Raw genomic sequence first — 23,765 nt, forward strand, 5'->3', positions numbered from 1 at the left:
TACATATGGTCATTATATGACCACTCATCATTGAGGAAATATTGATGGATCTCGACTTTGACCGCCGCCATATCTGGCATCCCTATACATCAACGCTAACACCTCTGACCTGCTATCCAGTCACCTCAGCGAATGGTGTTTACATAAAGCTTGAAGGTGGGAGAGAGTTGATAGACGGCATGTCCTCTTGGTGGTCGGCGATTCACGGCTACAACCACACTGCTCTGAATAACGCGGCTCAAGAACAAATAAGCAAGATGTCGCACGTCATGTTTGGGGGCATAACTCACGAGCCAGCGATTAATTTATGCAAGAAGCTCCTTTCTCTCGCGCCCAATAATCTCGAACATGTATTTTTAGCTGACTCAGGTTCGGTAGCCGTCGAAGTAAGTCTAAAAATGGCACTTCAGTACTGGCATGCGAAAGGTGAGAAACGACCTAAGTTCTTAACTTTAAGGGACGGCTATCATGGTGATACGTTCGCCGCAATGTCAGTGACGGATCCAGACAACTCAATGCATTCGCTATACAAAGGCTTTCTTCCGGAACACATATTCGCTGACTCTCCAAAAATCGGTTTTCATCAGGAGTGGGATGAAGCTGATCTGAATGATTTCAAATCTAAGTTAGAAGCTCATCACACTGAGATCGCGGCCGTAATTCTAGAACCCATTGTCCAAGGTGCTGGTGGCATGCGGATATACCATCCGAGCTTCCTAAAAGGTGTAAGGAAATTGTGCGACCAATTTGGTGTACTATTGATTCTTGATGAAATCGCAACTGGATTTGGCCGTACAGGGAAGATGTTCGCCTGTGAACACTCAGAAGTAGAACCCGATATTCTTTGCGTAGGCAAAGCGCTGACAGGCGGGTACATGACACTGTCAGCCACTCTCACATCAAAAGACGTCGCTGACACCGTATGTGGAGGCGAAGCAGGCTGCTTTATGCATGGCCCTACCTTTATGGGCAACCCGCTTGCTTGCGCAGTGGCAACAGCCAGTTTAGAGCTTTTAGAGCAAGGAGACTGGCAACATCAGACACTTCAAATTGAAAATGCGTTTTCAGAATTGCTGCCTAGATTAAAGCAATATGACTTAGTCGCCGATGCGAGGTGGTTAGGTGCAATTGGAGTCGTTGAGACAACTAAACCAGTCAATATGGAAAAGATACAACAACTATTTGTTGAGCAAGGCGTATGGATTCGACCTTTCTGTAAACTCATCTATATGATGCCACCGTTTATTAGTGAGCCCGATCATATAGAAAAGCTTGTTGGAGCAATTGAAAATGCTCTAGTGGAGCCTACTTGCTTTAATTGAGTACGTATTGAAAAGGCTTCTCTTAAGAAGCCTTTTTAAATCAAATTAGTCTTGTTCGATCATCCAGCGCTTAAAGTTTTTTCGCTCTTCATCACTTGCGCGCAAGTACCAGAGTTTTAGCTGCAGTGTATTTTCAGATTCGGTTACACCAGCAATAGTTGTTGTCTTTCTTTCACCCGAAGCAATAGGTTCACTTTGCTCCAGTTTCGCTAACTCTGCTTTTAGTTCCACTACCTTACCTGAGTCAAAAACTAATCCTCGCTCTTTGTTGTATGTATCAACTAAAGCAGGAACATTTGAGTAAGGGAATGCACCTTCAGCCGGTGGGAGCATTTCTTGAGAATCGTTTACAGCCTTGCCATCAATCGTGAACTTAAAAATTGGCTCTCGTTTGTTAACTTTTTTTTCAATACTACTCAATCTGTTTGAAACCAGCTCTACTTTCAAAACATCAGCATTTTCTAGATCCAGAGTAACAATATAAGGACGAGAAGAGTAATACTCTCGCTTATGACCATCCTTCAACTTGCCACTGAATTCAAATACAAACTGATTATCACCTTTGACCAGTTCATAATTCTCATCTTTGACTTTTTTGCCGTTCAATACTTCAGCTGAAATACCACTGTCTAGATCCAAATCAAGCGCCAGAGAAGGAAGAGAAACAGCAGTCGCCAGTACAGCCAGAACTATATGTTTAATTTTATTCACGTGGTATTTCCTTTTATCAATAACAAAAAGCCAACGCTTTCGCGTTGGCTTTAACCTATTCTAAATGACTAGCAATTAGAATGTGTAGTATGCACCGATCACAAATGTATCTGCATCTAGGCCAGCGCTCGATTGAAGAGTAGCAGCTGATGCACCTTCAAAGTCGTTAGAAGTTTCAGCTGTTTGGTATTCACCGAAGATAGTAACATTGTCTTGTAGAGCGTAATCAACACCAACAACTAGGTTAGTTGTATCACCTTTCGCATTTGCACCACTTACCGTGAATTCATCTAGGTCCATTACATCGTACGTTGCGTAAAGGCGAGTTTTATCAATAGTGTACTGAGCTGCAACGCCGTATGCAGTACCATCTACATAGTCGTAGCTAGTTTTAGTTGTACCTTTCAGTAACTGAACTGCCGAATAGACCAAAAGAGTTAACACCCTCAAACTGAGCTACTGTAGCTGCAAAATAGAAACCGCCAACGTTAACAGAACCAGACAGACCAACTACTTGGTAATCTGTGTCTTGTGCTTGCTCACCGTTAATAGCAGAAGCGCCAACGGAGAACATGTCGTTGATAGTCCAGTCTAGAGAAGCACCGTAAGTGTTGTCGATGTTCTCATTAGACTCAGTGTTAGCGTCAGCTACGAATACTAGACCTTCTGCAAGCTCAGCTTTGAATACGACACCGTTACCATTTGATTCAGCACGGTGACCGCCAGCAGAACCAAAGAATTGACCTTCGTTTGTGATATCACCTTTCTCGATTGCGTCTAGAGATTCAGCAAGATCGCCTACTTCACCGATCGCAACACCCCAAGAATCAGATTTAACACCGATGTAAACGTCGTCAAACTTAGCATTGTTATCTGTAGCCGCTGAATCAAAGCCAGTGCTTGATTCAATTTCGAAAGAAGCAAAGCTAGTTAGTGTATCGCTTACCTTGTGCTCTGCATCTAGCTGGATTTTACCCCAAACTGTAACAAATGGGTCTGTTTCAGTACGAGTAGTTGCTGAAGTACCAGTTTTTTCGATATCAGTAGTTGCAACGTATGCGTCAACTTCACCTTTTAAAGATACTTTAGAAGCATCTGTAGAGTAAATTTCAGCTGCATTTACGTTTGCTGCTGCCGCTAGAACTGAAAGAGCTACTAGAGTCTTTTTCATAATAATCCACTGCCTTTTCTATAGAATGGGGAAATCCTTATCCGGTTCCCTTTATGTTTTTTGATGACAACTCTGAACTCTAACTGGTCAGATGTTGTCGCCACTAAAATTCGGGGTCTAGATTGCAAAAGATTCAGCTACCTGTCAAATGACCTAAATAAAACAAATCAAAAAAAATAAAATGCTTTAAATACATATAGTTACATATAAATAGGGTATTTTTTCGAGCAAGTTCTAATCAAATTAAGTAAATTATCATCAAAAAGGAAATTGCAGTTTTGCGATATTTTAAACTAACCAAAGTAAACAAGCAGTTAACAAACGGAATTTTCATCTACATAAAAAACACTTATGGAGAGATATATTTTTAAATCTAAAAATATGCTCTAAGTTTATGAAGGTTCAGTTTTTTTTTGTGAAGGAGATCTAGATTTGATATGAAATGCTCTCATTTCGTGAACTACTTATCATTTAAAAAAATGTGGTAACATCGCCTTCCCTAATTAAAGGCACCAGTATGACCACCAGTAAAATCCAGCAATCCATACGTACCAGTTATCAAAATTTACAATCTCAGCTGGATAACTTTGTACCTCGCAGAGCTCAAAACTATTTAGTCGCAGAAATCGCCAAATCCCTATGTGGTGAGTACCACAAATCAACACGAATGATTGTCGCCGAAGCAGGGACTGGTATCGGTAAATCACTCTCATATTTGATGGCAGCGATCCCAGTGGCATTATTCAATAATCGTAAAGTTGTGATCTCGACGGCGACAGTCGCGCTGCAAGAACAGTTGCTCAATAAAGACCTCCCTTTGTACAGAAGACTGATTGACAGGGAATTTTCTTTCATACTGGCCAAAGGCAGGCAACGCTATTGTTGTGCAGAGAAACTCGCCGCTGCATGTGGAGCGGATGGTGGTCAAATGGCGATGTTTGACAGCAAACCAAAGCGTAGAGATGTCGAACAGCTTGAGCTGATGTATAAAAAGCTCGCGCAAAACAAATGGGATGGTGACAGGGATTCTTGGCCAAAGCCGATCTCCGATGAAATTTGGCAATCCATCGTCAGCGACAAACACAGCTGTAACAACAGCATACCCGTTCACCGTGACTGCCCTTTCCAAAAAGCGCGTTCAGAGCTAGATAAAACGGATGTCATCATTGCCAACCATAGCTTAGTTATGGCCGATGCCGATCTCGGTGGTGGGGTCATTCTCCCTGAACCAGAGAATACTATTTATGTTTTTGATGAAGCTCATCACCTCCCACATGTTGCACGAGACCACTCCTCAGCTGCAGCGAGTTTAAAAGGCGCGGCAAGTTGGCTCGAGCGTTTGAATCAGTCTGTAACTAAGTTTGCCAATCTGGCAGATGAAAAACGCGTAGGCCGCTTTCGCAATGAATTGCAAGACGCAGTTCAACAATTGATTCCTTCACTGACTCAACTTGCGAGTCGTTTTAATGCTGACCAATTTGAAGATGGCTGTTATCGGTTTGAGAATGGTGAGTTACCCACATGGTTAGAAGAAGAGTCAAAACAATTAAAGATTGTCACCCAAAAAGCTGCGCAGTCTGTTGCAAAGATTGCAGATCTTATTGCTGAGCGAGTGAAAGATGGCGAGCTTGCTAACCGACTTGCCGAACCTGCTTTAGCCGAGCTTGGTTTTTACATTCAACGCATGGATAACCTTGCTCAAGTCTGGAACTTAATGGCTGAGCCTCAACGAGAGAAAGGCGCCCCTCTAGCAAGGTGGCTGGAAGTCGCACCTGAACGAGAAGGCGATTTTGTTGTCAATGTGTCACCTTTGGAAGTTGGGTGGCAATTAGATCAACAGCTTTGGAGCCGCTGTATTGGTGCGGTGCTTGTGTCTGCAACCATGCGAGCACTTAACTCGTTTAGTTTCTTCTGTCGACAAGCTGGGATCAGTGAAAAACCAGAAGACGGCGTGAGATTTTTAGCCTTAGCTTCTCCGTTCGACTACCAAAACCAAGCGGAGCTTAGAGTGCCTAAAATGGCTTATGAACCTCAAGCTCCTCAATTTACCGATAGCTTAATTGAACGACTGCCAGAATTGATTGAAGAGAAGAAAGCCAACTTGGTGTTGTTTTCATCCTACTGGCAAATGAATCAAGTCACGGACGCGTTATCGTCATACTTTATAAAAAAAGGTTGGTCACTACAGGTTCAAGGTAAAGAATCACGCTCAGAGATTCTAAAAAAACATAAAACCTTAGTACAGTGTAAGAAAACCAGCATCTTATTTGGTACCGGAAGTTTTTCAGAAGGCCTTGATCTTCCTGGAGATTTACTTGAAAACCTAATCATTACCAAGATACCTTTTGCCGTCCCTACCTCACCAGTGGAACAAGCTCACGCAGAGTATATTGAGAGCAAAGGTGGAAACCCATTTATGCAAATCACAGTACCTGAAGCGAGCAAAAAAATGATCCAATCTGTCGGCCGTCTGCTGCGAAAAGAGCGAGATTCTGGTACAGTCATCATCCTTGATCGTCGTATCGTTACTAAGCGATATGGCAAGGCTCTACTCGACTCACTACCACCATTTAAACGTGTCATCGAATAACTAGAATATAAGAAACTGTATGGAACTTTTTGAACCAACAATGTTGTTGGTGTTAGCGCTGGTTGCTTTTGTGGCAGGTTTTATCGATGCCGTAGCTGGCGGTGGCGGTATGCTTACCGTACCTGCTCTGCTTTCCCTTGGCTTACCACCACATATCGCGTTAGGTACCAATAAGCTGGCAGCTACGTTCGCGTCATCAACAGCAGCGTTTACTTATTATAAAAAGCGACTGTTCAAACCTCATTGCTGGGGTCGAGCGTTTATTGCGACTTTAATTGGTGCAACCCTCGGGACCCTAGTTGTCGATCTAATTAGTACCGAATGGCTGGAAAAGATTCTCCCTATCATCATTCTGCTTGCCGCGATTTACACCATCTGGCACAAAACACCACAATCAAACAGTAATGAGATGCCACAACCTTGCCCTAAGTTTAATAAAAAACAATATATTCAAGGGTTCAGTATCGGCTTCTATGATGGCGTTGCAGGCCCAGGGACAGGCGCATTTTGGACTGTCAGTTCAATGGCACTGTATCGATTGAACATTTTGCTGGCGTCGGGCCTATCGAAAGCGATGAACTTTACCAGTAACTTCACCTCGCTGATCACGTTCGCCATCCTAGGTCACATTGATTGGGTGCTGGGGCTGACTATGGGTGTTTGCCTAATGGCAGGCGCCTTTGTTGGTGCTCATTCGGCAATACGATTCGGCGCTAAGTTTATCCGCCCTGTATTTGTTACCGTTGTAAGTATCCTTGCCGTGAAACTTGCTTATGAAGCGTGGTTTGTGAATCTATGAAGCAATTTGGCCAGCTATCATCGTTATTAGAACAGTTGGAACAAGAAGCCACTTTGTTGGATAACCAAAGAGGCGAACAGCAGCAAGCCCTTTTCGACCAAAAACTATTTCGCTGCCAATCCAAGCTTCTGACGCCTTACACTTATGAAGCACATGAAACACTCGACAAAATTCTCTGCGAACAATCATCAGGATCACTATCGCCTGACCAAGCAGAGTTTTTGTCTGAAAAACTGTTGTGGCAAATTAGCGCAATTAAACGAGAATTAGCTACAACAGCTCTCAGACAAAGCGAACCGACCGGCAAGTCATTCAGTCAACGCAACCTCAATGAACTTTACCAAAGCTTGGCTCAGCACCAACAATGGGAACAACGGCTTAAAACATTGGTGAAAAACAAGGAGCAAGAACATAAGCTCGCCACACCAAGAGATAAGTCTCTAGCTGCACAAACTTTGCAGTCTGCTCAGCGTCGTTTGCAACGATGCCAGCAAGCTAAAATCAAAATTGAAAAGCAAATTAGTTACAAAGAGCGGAACCAGTAATATGTCTTCAAACTCGTCCAATCTGGATCAAGCACCTGATGAAATAAAACTCGCTGTGGATCTCATCTATTTAATTGAAAGCAATGAGATAGATCCCGAAGTAGCATTGGCGGCCATCAACATTGTTAAATCTGATTTGGAAAACAAATTGGAGAAGAAATCATGAGCTATCCACTAAGTTTTGACATGACAGAGTTTCTTGCTCAATACTGGCACAAGAAACCGACTGTGATTAAAGGCGGATTCAATGATTTCATCGACCCGATTTCTCCAGACGAGTTAGCAGGACTTGCCATGGAGGAAGAGGTAGATTCGCGTTACATTTCTAACGTTGAAGGTAAGTGGTCAGCACAACACGGTCCTTTTGACGATTCTCTGTTTGAAAACCTGCCTGAGTCCCATTGGCAATTAGTGGTACAAGCTTGCAACCATTGGCACCTAGGTGCAGCCGAATTAATAGAGCCATTCAAACAGCTGCCCAACTGGTTATTTGACGACTTAATGGTGTGCTTTTCTGCCCCTGAAGGTGGTGTTGGCCCTCACATCGACCAATATGATGTTTTCATTATCCAAGGCAGTGGTAAACGCCGCTGGCGTGTTGGAGATCTAGATAAAGGTCAGTATAAAGAGTCGATTCAGGCCGACGCTTTGCGTCAGATTGAAGGCTTTGATGCCATCATTGATGAAGTATTGGAACCCGGTGACATATTATACATCCCGCCAGGTTTCCCGCACGAAGGGAATACGCTAGAGCCGAGTATGAGTTACTCAATGGGCTTTCGTTCACCTAAGGAGCAAGAACTGCTCAGTAATTTCGCTGATTATGTACTAGCCAATGAAAAAGGTGACGTTCACCTACATAACCCAGAGATAACGGTTCAGCATCAATACGGCAAAATACTCAATACTGATTTAGATAAGCTGACAGCCATGCTTCGCTCGGCCCTGCAATCAGAATCCGATATCCGTGAATTTATGGGGGGTATGCTAAGTCAATCTCGCCATCAGCTCGATATTGTTGAACCTGAAGAGCCAATCAGCACTCTGGAAATCTACCACCACTTAGAATCACTAGGCAGTTTACGCAAAGTCTCTGGTTTACGTGCGCTCTACCATGAGAACGAATCTGCACATGTTTACATTAACGGTGATGCTTACCCAGCTGAGTCACCGCACCTCGTCCACCTACTGTGTAATCAAGAGTCGATTGAGATTGAAGATATCGACGGCAAGTTATCTGGCTCACAAATGCAGCTGCTTACAACACTGGTTAACCTTGGTTACTGGTATCTAGATTAGATAGCAAAAGGGCCTCATCAAGAGGCCCTTTACTTTTATACTTTAAACTGATTCACCAGTTTTTGCTGTCTTTCTGAGAGATTTCCGATTTGCGTGCTGACAGTTTCAGATTCTTCTGCTTGAGATAAAATCTGCGCGCTCAAGTCACGGATGTTGCTGACACTCTGATTTACCTCAGCAGATACCGACTGCTGCTCTTCAGCGGCTTTCACGATCTGCGAGTTCATATCATTGATGGATGAGATCGCATCAAAGATATTGTTGAGCTGAGAAACTGCTCTTTCAACTTGTTGGGCGGAATCATTCGCTAAATCATTACCATCTTGGATAGCGTTGACCACATCCTGCGTCCCTTTCTGTACATCTTCGATCACCTGACGAATTTCACCAACTGACGATTGAGTGCGACTGGCTAGGCTGCGAACTTCATCGGCAACTACAGCGAAACCACGCCCTTGATCACCTGCTCGCGCGGCTTCAATGGCAGCGTTCAAGGCCAGAAGATTCGTTTGCTCTGAAATTCCTTCAATAACAGTCAGTATCTCGGTTATGTTGGCGTTGTTTTTCGCTAGCTCTTCAACAACAGGAACCGCTGCCGTCATTCTCTCAACTAATCGAACCATTTCGTCTTGAGACTGCTCAATAACCTTCTTACCGGAATCTGCAGCGACGTTGGCTTTTTCAGCTTCGCTCACTGCAACTTCTGCGTTTTGAACCACCAGACCTGCCGTTTGAGTCATTTCCTCAGAGGCTGTTGCCACCAAATCCACTTCTTTAAACTGGGAATCACTGCTTGAGCGAGTTTGCTGAGCTGCTATTCGAGACTGCTCTGTCGTCGTACCGATCTGCAGCGTCGTTTCTACGACATCACTAATAATTGACTGAAGCTTATCAAGGAATTTATTGAACCCTGTGGCAAGCTGACCAATCTCATCTTGGGATTTCACATCCAAGCGCTGAGTTAAATCCCCTTCGCCAGATGCAATATCATCTAACCTCGCGACCACCTCACGAATTGGTTTAACCAAACGAGATGCCATCACCGCGATAGTCACTAAACCGAAAACAACCAAAATTGAGCCCGCAAGTACTTCGGTTTTCACGCTCGACTCCACCTGATGGCTGATGGTTTGATCGAGCATTTCTGCGTCTGCCAACACGCTGCTTCTAGGCATATCAAATAATACGCCCCAAGTTTGATTGGCAACCATAATAGGGGCAAATACGCTCAGCCATTCACCATCACTACTCCATTGGGTTTGAACTTCCTGCCCAAACAGAAGATCAGTCAATTGATCACTGGAAAGTGTTTTGCTGTCGAACGATTGTCCAATGGCACGAGAGGAATCATCACTAGCAATCAATGAACCATCTAGGCTGATGATATTGACATTACCACTGCCGTTGAAGAGTTGGCTGTCTGACTCGACAACAATACCCGACATCGCATCAAGTCGAAGATCAATACCAAAGAAACCAATCACAGTATCATCGATCATGATCGGAACAGATATAGAGGTCGCCAAAACCTGTCCGCCAGCTTGGTTAATAAGTCTTGGAGTACTGACACATGAATCGCCACTGGAAAGCGGACAAAAGAATCGCTCACTGTTTTGAGTATCTTCCAGCGCCGCTTCACTCAGCACATTAGACACGACATTCTCACCGTTTTGAGCGGTTACCCAGTAAGGTGCAAACTGCCCTCGTTCGTTCGAGCCTACATACTCCGCATCAACATAGTTACTATCTTCACCATCTAGCATGTTAGGCCTGAAGACGAGATAAGCACCTTGAATCGAATCAAAACTCAGTACCGACTTGCGAACCATTTCATCCAAAGCAGTACGCAATTCTTCGCTATCACCAAAATTTTCTTCAGTATTGGTTTTCAAAAACAGCGCATTAGATGCCAGCATTTCCGCTCGATATAAGGCTTCATTAAGATATTCAGCCACTTCAGTGGCATTCAGTAGTGCTCGTGTTTCAAGCAGTTGCTCTGATTTGTTGATCACAGACTCTGCACTTTGTGCCTTTATCTGTTGTTGGTTAGTCACTGCGTTGTAAACAGAAAATCCGATCAGGGATAAAGAGGTAATGAGCAGGCAGCAACCTGCAAGAAGGGTAATTTTCCATTGAACGGAAAGGGTTCGCATAGTACATCCTTATGAGCAAACTCATTCATATCGCATGAGAACGAAAACTAAATTCTACATTTCGAGACCAATTACAACATATTGCAATCAATTATCAATCGAAAGTTTACAGATATGTTAATACAAATACACCAACTGTTAACTTTAGGCGGTTACTAAAGAAAGTGGTAATATCTGGGGAAATTTCGATTCGTTGAATTATTTCAATAACAAGGAATAAAAATGAAAGTTATCAGCTTTAACATCAATGGTCTTCGCGCACGCTTGCATCAACTGCAAGCTGTCATCGATAAACATCAGCCAGACGTAATCGGTCTTCAAGAGATCAAAGTACATGATGAAGCCTTCCCTATCGAAGACGTTGAAGCTATGGGCTATAAAGTCTACTTCCATGGTCAGAAAGCACACTACGGTGTTGCCATGCTATGTAAGAAAGAACCGCTTTCTGTGCAGAAAGGCTTTCCTACTGACAATGAAGATCACCAGAAACGTATGATCATGGCGACGTTTGAAGACGACAATGGCGAGAAAGTCACCGTGCTCAACGGCTACTTTCCACAGGGTGACAACATCAGCCACGAAACCAAGTACCCGTACAAACGCCAGTTCTACAAAGACTTGATGACTTACCTTAATGATCACCACAACAACGACGAACAGCTTATCGTGATGGGTGACATTAATATAAGCCCAATTGATGCCGATATCGGTATTGGTGAACCTAACCGTAAGCGCTGGTTAAAGACGGGCAAATGTTCTTTCCAACCAGAAGAGCGTGAATGGTTGAAAACATTAATGGACTGGGGATTTGTGGATACCTTCCGTCAACTCCACCCAGAGGTAGAAGACCGATTTTCGTGGTTTGATTACCGTTCACGTGGTTTCGATGACAACCGTGGTCTGCGCATTGACGTTGTACTCGCGACTCCAAAACTCGCCGAGAAATGTATTGAATCAGATATCGACTACGAGCTGCGTGGCATCGAAAAACCATCAGATCACGCACCGATTTGGTCAACGTTTAAGTAAAACAAAAAATCCGGAGCCTAGGCTCCGGATTTTGTTTTTAACGCAGTGCAATCAATTAGATAGCAATAAAGTCTGCTTTGTAGTCTGGGTTAACATCAGCGTCATAATCGACGCCTTCCGCACCAAAACCAAATAGCTTCAAGAACTCTTCTTTATACTCAACGTAGTCAGTTAGCTCTTTTAGATTCTCAGACGTGATTTGTGGCCACAGGTCACGACAATGCTGTTGAATATCGTCACGTAGTTCCCAGTCATCCAGACGTAGGCGGTTCTTGTCGTCGACTTCAGGCGCAGAGCCATCTTCTTTGTATAGACGCTGGCTGAACATGCGGAAGATTTGCTCCATACAGCCTTCGTGTACGCCTTCTTCACGCATTTTCTTAAATACCATTGCGATGTACAGTGGCATAACAGGAATTGCTGAACTTGCTTGAGTCACGACGGACTTCAATACCGCTACGTTTGCTGTTCCGCCTGTTGCTGAAAGCTTCTCGTTAAGAGCCGTCGCAGCGCGGTCTAGATCCATTTTCGCTTTACCTAGCGCACCATCCCAGTAGATTGGCCAAGTCAGCTCAGTACCGATGTAGCTGTATGCAACTGTCTTACAACCTTCAGCTAGAACGCCAGCTTCAGACAATGCGTTGATCCAAAGTTCCCAATCTTCACCGCCCATTACTGTGACAGTGTCTTTGATTTCTTCTTCCGTTGCAGGCTCAACGCTTGCTTCGATGATGACGTCTTTGTTGGTGTCTACGGCTGTTGAAGTGTAAGTCTCACCAATTGGTTTTAGAGACGAACGAATCACTTCACCTGTTTCTGGCATTTTACGTACTGGAGAAGCCAGTGAGTAAACCACCATATCGATTTGGCCTAGATCTTCTTTGATTAGGTCGATTGTTTTTTGCTTCGCTTCGTTAGAGAAAGCGTCGCCATTCAGGCTCTTCGCGTAAAGACCTTCTTCACGTGCAAGCTTTTCGAATGCAACTGAGTTGTAGAAACCTGCTGTGCCTGGCTTTTTCTCTGTGCCTTCTTTTTCAAAGAACACACCGATAGTTGAAGCGCCGCCCCCAAATGCCGCAGCGATACGAGAAGATAGACCGTAGCCACTTGAAGCACCAACAACAAGAACACGCTTAGGCGCGTTTTTGATTGGGCCTTGTGCTTTTGTGTAAGCAATTTGTTCTTTTACGTTAGCTTCACAACCCACAGGGTGCGTTGTAGTACAGATAAATCCACGAATTCTAGGTTTGATGATCATATTCAACTTCCTTTAAAAAACTTCGCTAGGATAAAAGGTTCAACGCCAGTTCGCATCTAATTTCTGTAAAAATGTCGGTAAAATGCAAGTGGTTGGAGCTCTTTCATACAAGTTTTAGATTTCGAGCAAAAAGAAAGGCACCCATTAAGGTGCCTTTACTCAATATCGGTCAGCTAGCTCTAAGCCACGCTATCTAACTTTGGCTTTACCCGAGCTTTACCTGTTCTCACTTCGCTAAAGTCGTGGCTAAAGTCATCGACTTGAATCGCTTTGTAGCGCAGCGCATCTGCTGCAACGATTTGGTCGACTTCGTCCTGAGTTAACACATTGGCTTCTAGCGCTTGTGCCAGACGATCTTTAAGTAGGCCTTTACGAGCAACTTTACCTTCTTTAGCAGCACGCATCAGTTTACGTTCAAGGCTCTTCACACCATACATCGCAAGGAAGGCATTCTCCATTAGACCAACGCTATCATCTGCTTCTTTGCCAACATAGCAAAGGTGCGTCAGACGGTCTCGGTGCGCTCCTGGTGTCATCAAGCTTTCTGCCAATTTCACTATCAGTTTGTCGCTTGGCTTAGCAAAGTGATTCCCTAATGGGAAGATCAACACTTTGAGTAGGCGGCCGACCGCTTTTTGCGGGTAGTTAGTAAACGCTTCTTGCAGTGATTTCGCGGCGTTATGCAAACAGTGTTGAACAGCGTAATGTACGTAATCAAGATCTTGCTGCTGACGCCCTTCGTCTTCGTACTTCTTAAGCGCCGCTGACCCCATGTAAAGGTAAGCCAGAACATCACCAAGGCGGGCAGAAATCATTTCTTTACGTTTTAGATCACCACCCAAGGTGGCCATCGCAATATCTGCACTCACTGCCAACGCACGACTTATACGTGTCAGATCTTTGTAGTAACCTTGAGTTGGGCCACTCATATCGGCTTTGATAAAGCGAGAGCCTGTAAGGGCTGCACCAAATGCGCCAAAAGTGTTCTTGGTCGCGTGAGCGATGTGTTTGAACAGCAAGTCATCAAACTCTTTAGCGCCTTGTTTCTCATCAGGATTTGCCGCGGCTTCCATCTCTTTCAATACGTATGGGTGACAGCGAGTAGCACCTTGACCAAAAATCATCAGGTTACGGGTCAGAATGTTTGCACCTTCCACCGTGATTGCTACCGGAATACCGAGGTAAGGCGACGCTAGATAGTTCATCGGACCATCCTGAATCGCTCGACCAGAATGAATATCCATTGAGTCATTGAGAATAGTACGCGCCATTTCTGTCATATGGTATTTGGCAATCGCAGTCACAATGCCTGGCTTCTCTTTAAGATCCAGAGACGTTGTCGTTAGAGTACGCGTCGCTTCAAGCAAGTAAGTCAGGCCACCGATTCGGCCCATCGCCTCAGCAACACCTTCAAACTTACCAATCGACATACCAAACTGTTTACGAACATAAGCGTAAGCGCCCGTAGTACGTGACGTTAGGTGACCAACTGCGGTACCTAGTGCCGGTAGAGAAATACCACGACCCGCAGAAAGACATTCCACCAACATACGCCAGCCTTTACCTGCGTAATCCTGACCACCGATCAGCCATTCCATCGGAATGAAAACGTCTTTCCCGCGCGTTGGACCATTCATAAACGCAAGACCTAGTGGGTCATGACGTTCACCAATTTCAACCCCTTTGTGGGACGCTGGGATAAGCGCACAAGTAATGCCTAACTCTTTCTTATCGCCCATTAAACCATCAGGATCGTACATCTTGAATGCAAGGCCAAGTACCGTTGCTACTGGTGCTAACGTAATGTAGCGCTTATTCCAGTTAAGGCGGATACCCAACACTTCTTTGCCTTCGTGTTCGCCATAACAAACGATGCCATCATCAGGGATACCGCCAGCGTCAGAACCGGCTTCAGGGCCCGTTAGGGCAAAACATGGAATGTCGGTACCATCGGCTAAACGTGGCAACCAGTAATCTTTTTGTTCTTGAGTACCATAGTGAGAAAGCAGTTCACCCGGGCCTAAAGAGTTAGGTACCATCACACACACCGCTGCACTAATACTGCGCGTTGCGATACGTGTAACGATTGTTGAGTTGGCTAATGCAGAGAACTCTCGACCACCGTATTCTTTTGAAATGATGAGTGAGAAGAAACGCTCTTTACGTAGGTATTCCCAAACCTCAGGGGGTAGGTCACGGTCTTCTTTTACGATCTTATGATCGTCTAGCATGCTAAGCAGGGTTTCCAACTCGTTATCAACGAAGGATTGCTCCTCCGCAGTTAACGTTGGTGTTGGATACTTGTGCAGCTTGGAGAAGTCTGGGCGACCTGAAAACAGCTCCCCATCCCACCAAACGCTACCCGCTTCCATTGCTTCCTTCTCCGTGCTGGAAAGCGGTGGCAGTACTTTTTTAAACATTTTGAAAGCTGGGTCACTGACCCATTTTCTACGTAGAGAGCACATAATCAGATCCTTTTGTTCACAGTTGGTGGTCCAATTTATATTTGTTTTATGTTTCGATTTTTGTGTTACTCAGCCGCTACACCTGCTGCTAAGTATGGAATAAGCTGATCGACAACAGATTTCGCGTCCATCTGCTTTCCGTATGCATTTTCTGCGATTTCCATTAACGCTTGGCTTGAAGCCATAGTGAATACGCACGTACCCAGCGTAAAATGGAGTCGCCAAAATAATTCTTCCTGAGACAGCTTAGGATTCGCTTTCATCACTGATTGAGTAAACAGAGATAACGCATCCTGATAACGAGTGGTGATGAACCAACGTAAGTGGCCTTGCACATCGGTATAGCCACGACCAATCAACAGCATAAAACGGCTGGTTCCATTCGGTCTGACATCGTTGAGTGCACGCAGTGGCCCTCTTAGCGATTCAAACACATCCGCCATTTCGTAACTTTCATTAAGATTAAGATTGATCAACGCATCTTGAACCGCTGGCATGAAAGCTTCCAGATAACGGTTTAAAACCGCTCTAACCAGAGTTTTCTTGTCGCCAAAGTGATAGTTCACAGAAGCTAGGTTGACACCCGCTTTGCTGGTAATCGTGCGCAATGACGTGTCATTGAAACCATGTTCAGCAAACAGAGCTTCCGCAACATCTAGGATTTTCTCTTTGGTCGTATTTCTCATCGACATTTCAATCACTCGTATTAAACAACTGTTTGAAATATACAACCGAAACAATTAACCAACAAGTTTTTAACATCACATTTTTGAAGATTGGTCCGACCAGATTGCAAGTTATGTGTTGTAAGCCTCTGAAGAAAAAATTAAAAAAATTTTCACTGTGAATGGAACTGAATTGAATAACGAGAGTCTGAATAAGTGTAGTTAGCAGAGCCTTCTTAAGTTTACAGGCCGTAAAACTTGTTTTCTTGACTGACACTACTAATTTACGCTGCTTTTTCTTATTAACTCCTATGTTTTGTATCAGCCCAGAGCCAGTTTGCTCTGGGCTTTTTTTATTTGCTACTACCGCTCAGTTTGTAAGTGACGTTGAGTACGAAATACCCACCAATGACTCAGCAAAAAATTACTCAACATTCCAGCAAGCACACCCAAGACCAGCGCGAACATCGCCAACACGCCTTCACTTCCCCAATAATAAGTGGTGAGTTTGAATACTCCGAAATTGGGCACAGCGGAAAACGTGGCACACCCCATAAATTTCACCCACTGCAAGAATTTCCCAGATGGATTTCGACTCTCAAAGGTAAAAACACGATTGCCTAACCAAGTTACCGTTGCCGCAAAGAGAAAAGCCACAATGCGCGAGTCCAATATCGGCAACCCAATGGCATAAAACAGTAAGGCAAAAAGAGAGGCATCAGCGATAAAGCCAACGCCCCCGACTAGGGCAAAACGCCATAATTTGTTCATCATGAGTTTCGATCACATCGATATAATGCACGTTTGCTATCGGCGACAAAATCAATCGCGCAACTCATCTTCTTCTCTTTGACCAGTTGCTCCACCTGACTCTTCTCACCAATCAACTGAACCTTATCCAATCGATTCAGAACAGAACTGTCTGTGAGCTGCTTGGCCTGACCATGGCTGTAGAACTGACCTGAGAACGGGCGGTTCCCTACGTAATACGTTACTACCTGAGGATCAGCATTACGAAAAATGACCTTGTCACTTTTACGATCCCCTACTCCAAGCTGAATGTAGATAACAGCGGCAATTAACAAACAAGGCAAGATGCCTGCCGTTACTTTGAACCACTTCTTATCCTCTCGCACATCCGAAAGCAGTATCGCCATAAGCATTCCAATCGCAGGAACACCCGGTAACACATAGGCAGGAAGAATGTTGCCTGAAAAGGTAAACAAAAGCATAGGAGCGAGCATCCAGCACACAAGAAAACTAAAGATGCCATCTTTTAGTATGATGTCTCGCCCCAATTTTTTGCGTTTCAACCAAAAAACGATGGGCAATACTATCGACCATGGCGCAGCTGAATAGAGCCAGAACAACCAGATGGTTCCTCTCGGTTCATCGTGGGCAGTGCCGTAGAGATCACCCTGCCAGCCACTCACCAGAAAACGGTTAAAGTGTTCGCCAACAATAAAATAATCTAGAAAACCTGGGGTTGCCGCTTCAGCGGCGAAATACCATGGAAGAGCGATAATCAGCATAAGTAGACTGCCTCCCAATACTGGAAAGCGTTGCCAAAGCACTTTGAATGCACCCAGCAAACCATGCTGAACCACCAGCCATGGCACAACCGCTAAGCCCATCAAGACAATAACCAGTGGCCCTTTCGCCAGTAAGCCAATCGCCAAGCCAACAAAACCGAAATACCCCCAAGGCTTAGAGCCTTGCCAACACAGGTAAAAGCCTATCATAGCGAGCGACAGCCCTAACGTCAGCGCCATATCCGTCATCACCGCGCCTGCCGCAATGGAAAAAATACCGCACGTGGCTAAAACCAGCGCCGTGATCAGCCCACTGAAGCCTTGTCGATTTGCAAAGTACGCCATCAAAGCGATCACTATGACTCCAGCCAACCAATGGGGAGCACGCACCGCAAACTCATTGATACCAAACAATTCGATACCACCAGCACTTAACCAAGTGAATAAGGGCGGCTTTCCCCAGAAAGGCACTCCATAATCAAACTGCGGTGTGATCCAGTTATTGGTTTCAATCATCAGACGCGCCATTTCACCATAGCGCGCCTCTGTCGTATCCATCAGTGGGTAAGCCCCCAAACTCAACAAGCGAATAAGTAATGCAACACCTAGCAGCGCCCATAAGTGGACTCGATTAAAACTCACGCGCGTTTCTCCAATTGTTGATATTGAGTGGTTGCTGGTTTCTCACTGACGGATTGAACCAAATAAAGCGGTCGCGCTTTGGATTCAATAAAAATGCGGCCGATATACTCACCAAGCACGCCAATACTCAGCAGTTGAATCCCTCCCAGAGCGAGTTGGACCACCATCATTGACGGGTAACCTGTGACGGTTTCACCAAAAAGTAGGGTTTTAAACACGATAAAAGCACCGTACCCAAACGCACTTCCTGCAATCAGAACGCCAAGCAAGGTGGCTAAACGTAGTGGTTTAATAGAAAAAGAAGTGATGCCGTCCACCGCCAGCCCGATCAGCTTGAGATAATTCCATTTGGTTTCGCCGCAGAAACGCGCATCACGTTGAAAAGGCAACGTCGCTTGTTTAAATCCCGGCCAAACGAAGATGCCCTTCATGTAACGATTGCGCTCAGGCAGTTGGTTTATATGATCCACTACTTCACGGCTTAACAGCCTGAAATCACCTACATTTTCTGGAATGTCCGATTTGACGAGTGTATTGAGCAAACGATAGAACGCGGCAGCAGAGGCTCTTTTAAACCAAGTTTCCCCCTGCCTTTCCGTGCGCTGCATATTGACCACGTCATAACCCTCACGCCACTTGGCTAGCATTTGAGGAATCAACTCGGGCGGGTCTTGTAGATCAGCATCGATAAGTATCACTGCCAGCCCGCGAGAATGCTCCAGCCCAGCGCTCATTGCTGCTTCTTTGCCAAAATTACGGCTCAGCCCAATGCTGCGAATCGTGCAACCGTCAGCGGTAAAGGATTCGACCAACTGTAAGCTGTTGTCGCTGCTGCCATCGTCCACATAGATGATTTCGCAGGAATCTGGCAGAGCGCTCAGCACCTCAGTTATCCGCTGGTGCAGCTCAGGCAAAACCTCTGCTTCGTTGTAGTAAGGAACAATGACCGATAATGTCACTGCTTTTAGTCTGTTTGGTACCGAATTGACTAGCCCCATAGCAAAACTCACTATAGTTGCATACGTACCATGAGATGCTTCACTATACGTATTGATTATCTAAAAGAAGCTGAGATGGAAACCTAACTCGCTGTCCCGCCCAGCTTCTGCGACTTTTTGGCAGATTATCAATCGCAACGTGAAAACGATGTTGTTCACGTTTTTTCCACGCAGGTTTTGCTGTCATAAGGCGATAGAAATAGAGAGCCGTTGCATGAACAAAATTTTATTGGTCGAAGACAACCGGGAAGTAGCCGGTATTCTGTTTGATTACTTCGAAAGTATGGGGATGGAGCTCGACTACGCAGACAATGGCGAGCTGGGTTTGCAACTTGCACTCAGCGAGAATTTTGACCTGATTTTATTGGACTTGATGCTACCGCGAATGGACGGCTTAACGGTATGCAATAAACTGCGAGAAGCTGGTAACAATACCCCTGTTTTGATGCTCACCGCACTGGATAATCGTGAAGACATGCTAAAAGGGTTTGAGCATGGTGCAGATGATTACCTAACCAAACCTTTTGATTTGGAGATTCTTGAAGCCCGTATGCATGCATTGGTAAAGCGCTATCGGGGACAGGTCGCCAACACCGTATTGAGTTTTGGCAGCCTGAAAATCGATCAAAAAACACGTCAAGCATTCCGAGAAGGCAAGTTACTCGCGCTCAATCCTACTACCTACACCATCCTTGAGGCACTATGTCACAAGGCGCCTGAGATCCTGACCCGCCAAGAGATTTCTGAAAAGCTTTGGCAAGAAAAAGAACCCAATAATGACGTCCTGCGAAGTCATATCTACCAACTACGTAACCAACTCGATAAGCCTTTCGCCCAACCAATGTTAACCACATTGCCAAAAATTGGCTTTCGTCTAGAGGATGTCTAACGTGAACCGAGTTCTCTCTAGTACGCGTTCGCTGACTGGTCGATTGGCGCTGTTTTTCACGACGATTTCCTGCATCATAGGCGTCGTCATTTTCCTCATCTTTACTCTATCGCTCCAATGGTCAGAAGATCGAGTGGGGGAGCGCAGGATTCTAATTGACAGAGATGAAGCTGTCGCGCGTTTTATTGCTGGTGAAGATGGTGAAATTCAGATTGATGCCCTTACCCGAGCCTATAACGACTTATCGTTAGTGCCTGACTTTTATCGAAAGTATACGGATACTTACGACACTTATCTTGGAGAGGTTGGCTCCACGTTGTCTCCCAACGGGCACATGGTTTACAAGGGCTACTATACCGATAAAGGTGAAAAGAAAGTCGTCGTTCTGCTGTCTCTGATCGATCAAGTTGAGTTCGCGACGGATGAATTCATCTATTCAGGTGTGATTGTCATCAGCTTTGTTTCAGTGTTGATGTTTCTGTTTGGTACCTTGTTATATCGTCTCTCAACACGCTTGATTGAACCCGTCAATGAAATCGCTAAACAGCTGGAAAGTCACTCAGGTAGCGCCACGCAAGCCTTTACGATTCGTGAAGGAGCCGCGGACGAGTTTCAAGCATTAACCGAACAACTCAACCAATACCGGCAAGACCTTAACCTTGCACTCAAACGCGAACAAGCCTTTGCACGTTACGCCAGCCATGAGCTGCGCACACCGCTTACCGTCGTCAAAGGTGCCAACAAATTGCTGTCTCGTTCAGAGCACTCCGAATTTCAGGAACGGCAAATCAGTCGGATAGAAGATGCGACGACACAAATGACAACTATGGTGGATGCCTTGCTCTCCATCGTTCGCTACGAGCGAAATGTCGATGACGCGCCTTTGAGAGGCATCGAAGAAGCAGAGCTTCAATCGATTGTCGATGCCAATTCCGTTCAAGCGACCGAGAAAAACATAGCTATCCGACTAACGATTGAAGGGCTGCCTACCGTAAGGGCTACCCCTGCGGTCATGAATATGATTCTGGGCAATTTAATTCGTAATGCTGTCGCGGCGTCCGCGGAGGGAGAGATTACCATTGACCTGTCAGAGCAGCAGTTGGTGATTATCGACGACGGGCCAGGGTTAAGTGAAACGCCCAACGCAGATGGACACGGACTAGGGCTTCTGATCGTCGATGATTTAAGCCAGCGCTATGGCTGGTCATTTGAGCTGGAAAATCACCCTAGACGAGGCTGTAGCGCGCGCATCCTGTTTTGATCCATATTCATGCTTTTAAAGTGAAATCAGGTAAGATAATCGTCCATTTTATCTCTCAACGAATCTGATGAAACTTTGCGATACACCAATAACTCAGCACCAATTTGATGGAACCACGTTTTACCTCAAACGGGATGATCAACTACATAGCCACTTTAGTGGCAACAAAGCTCGCAAGTTCATGACGCTGTTAGATGGAAACTATCCAGACGTCACCACATTGATTAGCTATGGCAGTGCGCAAGCAAACTCACTTTACTCATTAGCGGCCCTGTGCGCTATCAAAGGCTGGTCTCTGGAGTTTTACGTTGACCACATTCCCCAATGGTTAGTGGAACGGCCGATTGGTAACTATCGAGGTGCGCTAGACCTTGGTGCGAGCATCATCCCTGTCAATGAGATCAACCTTCATCCTGCTGAATTCATTAAAGCTGTCCGTCGACCAGATTCCACCTGCCTAGTCGTCGAAGAAGGTGGTCGCTCCACCGATGCCAGACTGGGCATTGAGCAACTTGCCCGTGAAATACTGTCTTGGACTAGATTCGAAACAGGTAAAGAGTTTGTCGTCGCACTACCATCAGGTACTGGCACAACAGCATTGTACTTGCATCGCTTTCTAAAACTTCATGGAATCGACGTGCTGACCTGCCCTTGTGTCGGCGGCAAAGACTATTTAATAGAGCAATTTAAGCAGCTCGGTGAAACCGATTTCCCTCAGATACTTGAGCTAGAGAACAAACACCATTTTGGCAAACTTTATCGTCAAGATTATGGAATCTGGCGTAAACTTCTGGAACAAACGAATGTTGAGTTTGACCTGCTTTATGACCCAATGATGTGGCAATGTTTACAATCTTGGTCTGAAGAAAACCCAGAAAAAACGATCATTTATGTGCATCAAGGTGGCTTGCTGGGAAACGAAAGTATGTTGCCTCGTTATCAGCGTAAATTTGGAGATTGAAGAGAAGTAAACACAACCACACATTTTTCTCGGTAGCAACTTAATCGCGATTCAGAACTGGTCGCCTATATCCTACGGGTTAATCTAAGGAGAGTTTATGCGAATCAATCTATACACTTTGCTATTGCTGGCATCGGTATCCGCTTCGGCAAACGTTATTACGACGCCCGGTAAAGCCGTCATTGCCATCGATGGAAGCGAAGCCGCCAAGCGAGTGTGTTACTACCAAGACCAGGGCTATTCTCTGGGCGCAATACTCCAAGTTGGCGAACACTACATGATTTGTACCGAAGCCAACGATTTTGAAACCAATGGTGCGTTAAAATGGGCGCCTCTCAACAGCCAAACTCAAGTCGAGCCAAAAGAAAGTAACCCAAAAGTTAAAAGCTATTCGATTAAATGATTGGCGAACTAACTAAGTGAGTGCAAAAACGCTGCGCCTCGTACGCCGGACGAGTCACCGTGGACATTCTTCACAATGCGCGTTTTTGCTGATTTATTAAAGGTGTATAAGTTCAGCTTTTCATTCACCAGCGGGTAAATCGCTTCAACATTCGACATGCCTCCACCCAGCACTATCACTTCTGGATCGACAAAGTTGACGATGGATGCACACACGCGCGCCAGTTGATCACAATAGAGATCAAAATGCTGTTGTGCATCTAAATCGCCCTCGGCACATAACGCCATGATTTGTTTGGAATCTGCTGGATAGTATTTTTCAGAGAACAAGCGACCAAATCCGGTGCCAGACACAAATGACTCTGTACAGTTCAACGACCCGCAATAACATTCAATAGGCTGACCGTCTTTGTTTTTATCGTATCCAGGCAAAGGATTGTGCCCTAACTCTCCACCCAGTTTGTTCAAACCTGTCACTAAGCCGTTATTGATGACCACACCTGAGCCGCAGCCCGTGCCAATGATGATGGCGACACACGAATGCTGTGCACCTTTCGCAGCCCCATCTTTGAACTCTGACAAAGCAAGGCAATCAGCATCGTTGGCTAAAGCAACAGGAACATCAATGTAGCGGTTTAAATCGCCGATAAAGTCCTGACCATTGAGCACGGTGACATTGGCCCCTTGCATCAAACCATCATTGCCTACCGAACCACAACATCCGATGCCGATAGAATGGATTTCGCCGTGCTTCTCCACCTCTTTTATCACAGCTAATACCGATTCCAGAAAACCCTGATAGCTTTCTGTATTGGTCGGTTCACGATGTTTGACTAAGGTTGCATAAGTCTCCTTATCCAGACCTACACCTTCTATTTTCGTACCACCAATATCTAGCCCAACTAGCATAGTTTTCCTCTTCATAAACACCTGAAAGTTTCACCTCATCATGACACAGTCACACTCTTATCTCTTTTATCTTGCTCATGATATTGGCAAGTTTGTAAACTACGGTTGTTTAGGCCTATTCGTTTGGGCTTTTTTGCTAGCTGCATTTGTTTTGTAAGGTATAA

The 23,765-nt window shown here is 45.1% G+C and carries 22 protein-coding genes; 11 read left to right on the forward strand and 11 right to left on the reverse strand.

What is annotated here, in order from left to right; genetic code table 11:
* Positions 1–44 precede the first annotated feature (44 nt).
* The gene (gene bioA / locus VIC_RS23110; RefSeq protein WP_006962807.1) at positions 45–1,322 is read left to right on the forward strand and encodes an adenosylmethionine--8-amino-7-oxononanoate transaminase; all 1,278 of its coding nucleotides are present in this window, start codon (positions 45–47) and stop codon (positions 1,320–1,322) included.
* Positions 1,323–1,367: 45 nt separating this feature from the next.
* Here bioA and VIC_RS23115 read toward each other — a convergent pair whose 3' ends face one another.
* The 3 genes from VIC_RS23115 to VIC_RS23120 all read right to left on the reverse strand — a co-directional run bounded on the left by VIC_RS23115 (position 1,368) and on the right by VIC_RS23120 (position 3,204).
* Positions 1,368–2,033: a DUF2057 family protein gene (locus tag VIC_RS23115; RefSeq protein ID WP_006962808.1), complete on the reverse strand. Its 666-nt coding sequence runs from the start codon at positions 2,031–2,033 to the stop codon at positions 1,368–1,370.
* Between the two features lie 75 nt (positions 2,034–2,108).
* Entirely contained in the window at positions 2,109–2,465 is a 357-nt protein-coding gene (locus VIC_RS27100; protein WP_236612203.1) for a porin, read from the reverse strand.
* Complete coding sequence (locus VIC_RS23120) at positions 2,425–3,204, reverse strand: porin family protein (RefSeq protein WP_236612204.1); 780 nt, start codon at positions 3,202–3,204, stop codon at positions 2,425–2,427. Before VIC_RS23120 ends, VIC_RS27100 begins: the two co-directional genes overlap by 41 nt.
* Before the next feature lie 517 nt (positions 3,205–3,721).
* On the opposite strand from VIC_RS23120, the gene dinG reads away from it, so the two are divergent.
* Genes dinG through VIC_RS23145 form a run of 5 tightly spaced genes read left to right on the forward strand, consistent with a single transcriptional unit; the run spans position 3,722 to position 8,437 of the window.
* Positions 3,722–5,794, forward strand: coding sequence for an ATP-dependent DNA helicase DinG (gene dinG, locus VIC_RS23125; RefSeq protein WP_006962809.1), 2,073 nt, complete (start codon positions 3,722–3,724; stop codon positions 5,792–5,794).
* 19 nt (positions 5,795–5,813) lie between these two features.
* Positions 5,814–6,593: a sulfite exporter TauE/SafE family protein gene (locus VIC_RS23130; RefSeq protein WP_006962810.1), complete on the forward strand. Its 780-nt coding sequence runs from the start codon at positions 5,814–5,816 to the stop codon at positions 6,591–6,593.
* Positions 6,590–7,138 carry a primosomal replication protein gene (locus VIC_RS23135; RefSeq protein WP_006962811.1) on the forward strand — a complete coding sequence of 183 codons (549 nt, stop codon included), beginning with the start codon at positions 6,590–6,592 and terminating at the stop codon, positions 7,136–7,138. Before VIC_RS23130 ends, VIC_RS23135 begins: the two co-directional genes overlap by 4 nt.
* 1 nt (position 7,139) lies before the next feature.
* Entirely contained in the window at positions 7,140–7,304 is a 165-nt protein-coding gene (gene rsmS, locus VIC_RS23140; RefSeq protein WP_006962812.1) for a pleiotropic regulatory protein RsmS, read from the forward strand.
* A complete protein-coding gene (locus tag VIC_RS23145; protein WP_006962813.1) occupies positions 7,301–8,437 on the forward strand; it encodes a ribosomal protein uL16 3-hydroxylase in 1,137 nt (378 codons plus the stop codon). The genes rsmS and VIC_RS23145 overlap by 4 nt, the downstream gene beginning before the upstream one ends.
* Positions 8,438–8,472: 35 nt before the next feature.
* On the opposite strand, the gene VIC_RS23150 is transcribed toward VIC_RS23145, so the two are convergent.
* Entirely contained in the window at positions 8,473–10,590 is a 2,118-nt protein-coding gene (locus tag VIC_RS23150) for a methyl-accepting chemotaxis protein (protein ID WP_006962814.1), read from the reverse strand.
* 222 nt (positions 10,591–10,812) lie between these two features.
* Between VIC_RS23150 and xthA the strand changes: the two genes are divergently transcribed.
* Positions 10,813–11,619 (forward strand): exodeoxyribonuclease III, encoded by an 807-nt coding sequence (gene xthA, locus VIC_RS23155; RefSeq protein ID WP_006962815.1) that lies wholly within the window; start codon positions 10,813–10,815, stop codon positions 11,617–11,619.
* Positions 11,620–11,674: 55 nt separating this feature from the next.
* Here the strand turns inward: xthA and fabV are convergent, their stop codons facing one another.
* The 6 genes from fabV to VIC_RS23190 all read right to left on the reverse strand — a co-directional run bounded on the left by fabV (position 11,675) and on the right by VIC_RS23190 (position 19,179).
* Positions 11,675–12,877, reverse strand: a complete 1,203-nt coding sequence (fabV, locus tag VIC_RS23160) for an enoyl-ACP reductase FabV (protein WP_006962816.1) — start codon at positions 12,875–12,877, stop codon at positions 11,675–11,677.
* A gap of 179 nt (positions 12,878–13,056) precedes the next feature.
* Positions 13,057–15,342, reverse strand: coding sequence for an acyl-CoA dehydrogenase (locus tag VIC_RS23165; RefSeq protein WP_006962817.1), 2,286 nt, complete (start codon positions 15,340–15,342; stop codon positions 13,057–13,059).
* A gap of 65 nt (positions 15,343–15,407) precedes the next feature.
* Positions 15,408–16,034, reverse strand: coding sequence for a TetR family transcriptional repressor PsrA (locus VIC_RS23170; protein ID WP_006962818.1), 627 nt, complete (start codon positions 16,032–16,034; stop codon positions 15,408–15,410).
* A gap of 336 nt (positions 16,035–16,370) precedes the next feature.
* Complete coding sequence (locus VIC_RS23180) at positions 16,371–16,781, reverse strand: GtrA family protein (protein ID WP_039952545.1); 411 nt, start codon at positions 16,779–16,781, stop codon at positions 16,371–16,373.
* On the reverse strand, positions 16,778–18,181 hold the full coding sequence (locus tag VIC_RS23185; RefSeq protein ID WP_006962820.1) for an ArnT family glycosyltransferase: 1,404 nt from the start codon (positions 18,179–18,181) through the stop codon (positions 16,778–16,780). Before VIC_RS23185 ends, VIC_RS23180 begins: the two co-directional genes overlap by 4 nt.
* Complete coding sequence (locus VIC_RS23190; protein WP_006962821.1) at positions 18,178–19,179, reverse strand: glycosyltransferase family 2 protein; 1,002 nt, start codon at positions 19,177–19,179, stop codon at positions 18,178–18,180. Before VIC_RS23190 ends, VIC_RS23185 begins: the two co-directional genes overlap by 4 nt.
* 214 nt (positions 19,180–19,393) lie before the next feature.
* Here VIC_RS23190 and VIC_RS23195 point away from each other — a divergent pair, with 214 nt between their 5' ends.
* The 4 genes from VIC_RS23195 to VIC_RS23210 all read left to right on the forward strand — a co-directional run bounded on the left by VIC_RS23195 (position 19,394) and on the right by VIC_RS23210 (position 22,693).
* On the forward strand, positions 19,394–20,068 hold the full coding sequence (locus tag VIC_RS23195; RefSeq protein ID WP_006962822.1) for a response regulator transcription factor: 675 nt from the start codon (positions 19,394–19,396) through the stop codon (positions 20,066–20,068).
* Positions 20,061–21,329, forward strand: coding sequence for a sensor histidine kinase (locus VIC_RS23200; protein ID WP_039952547.1), 1,269 nt, complete (start codon positions 20,061–20,063; stop codon positions 21,327–21,329). Before VIC_RS23195 ends, VIC_RS23200 begins: the two co-directional genes overlap by 8 nt.
* A gap of 67 nt (positions 21,330–21,396) precedes the next feature.
* Positions 21,397–22,290 (forward strand): 1-aminocyclopropane-1-carboxylate deaminase/D-cysteine desulfhydrase, encoded by an 894-nt coding sequence (locus tag VIC_RS23205; protein WP_006962824.1) that lies wholly within the window; start codon positions 21,397–21,399, stop codon positions 22,288–22,290.
* Positions 22,291–22,387: 97 nt separating this feature from the next.
* Positions 22,388–22,693 (forward strand): DUF1496 domain-containing protein, encoded by a 306-nt coding sequence (locus tag VIC_RS23210; protein WP_006962825.1) that lies wholly within the window; start codon positions 22,388–22,390, stop codon positions 22,691–22,693.
* Positions 22,694–22,701: 8 nt separating this feature from the next.
* On the opposite strand, the gene VIC_RS23215 is transcribed toward VIC_RS23210, so the two are convergent.
* Positions 22,702–23,616, reverse strand: coding sequence for an ROK family protein (locus VIC_RS23215; protein WP_236612205.1), 915 nt, complete (start codon positions 23,614–23,616; stop codon positions 22,702–22,704).
* Positions 23,617–23,765: the final 149 nt, after the last annotated feature.

Origin of the sequence: Vibrio coralliilyticus ATCC BAA-450, assembly GCF_000176135.1 — a bacterium.
In the GTDB taxonomy this organism is placed as follows: domain Bacteria; phylum Pseudomonadota; class Gammaproteobacteria; order Enterobacterales; family Vibrionaceae; genus Vibrio; species Vibrio coralliilyticus.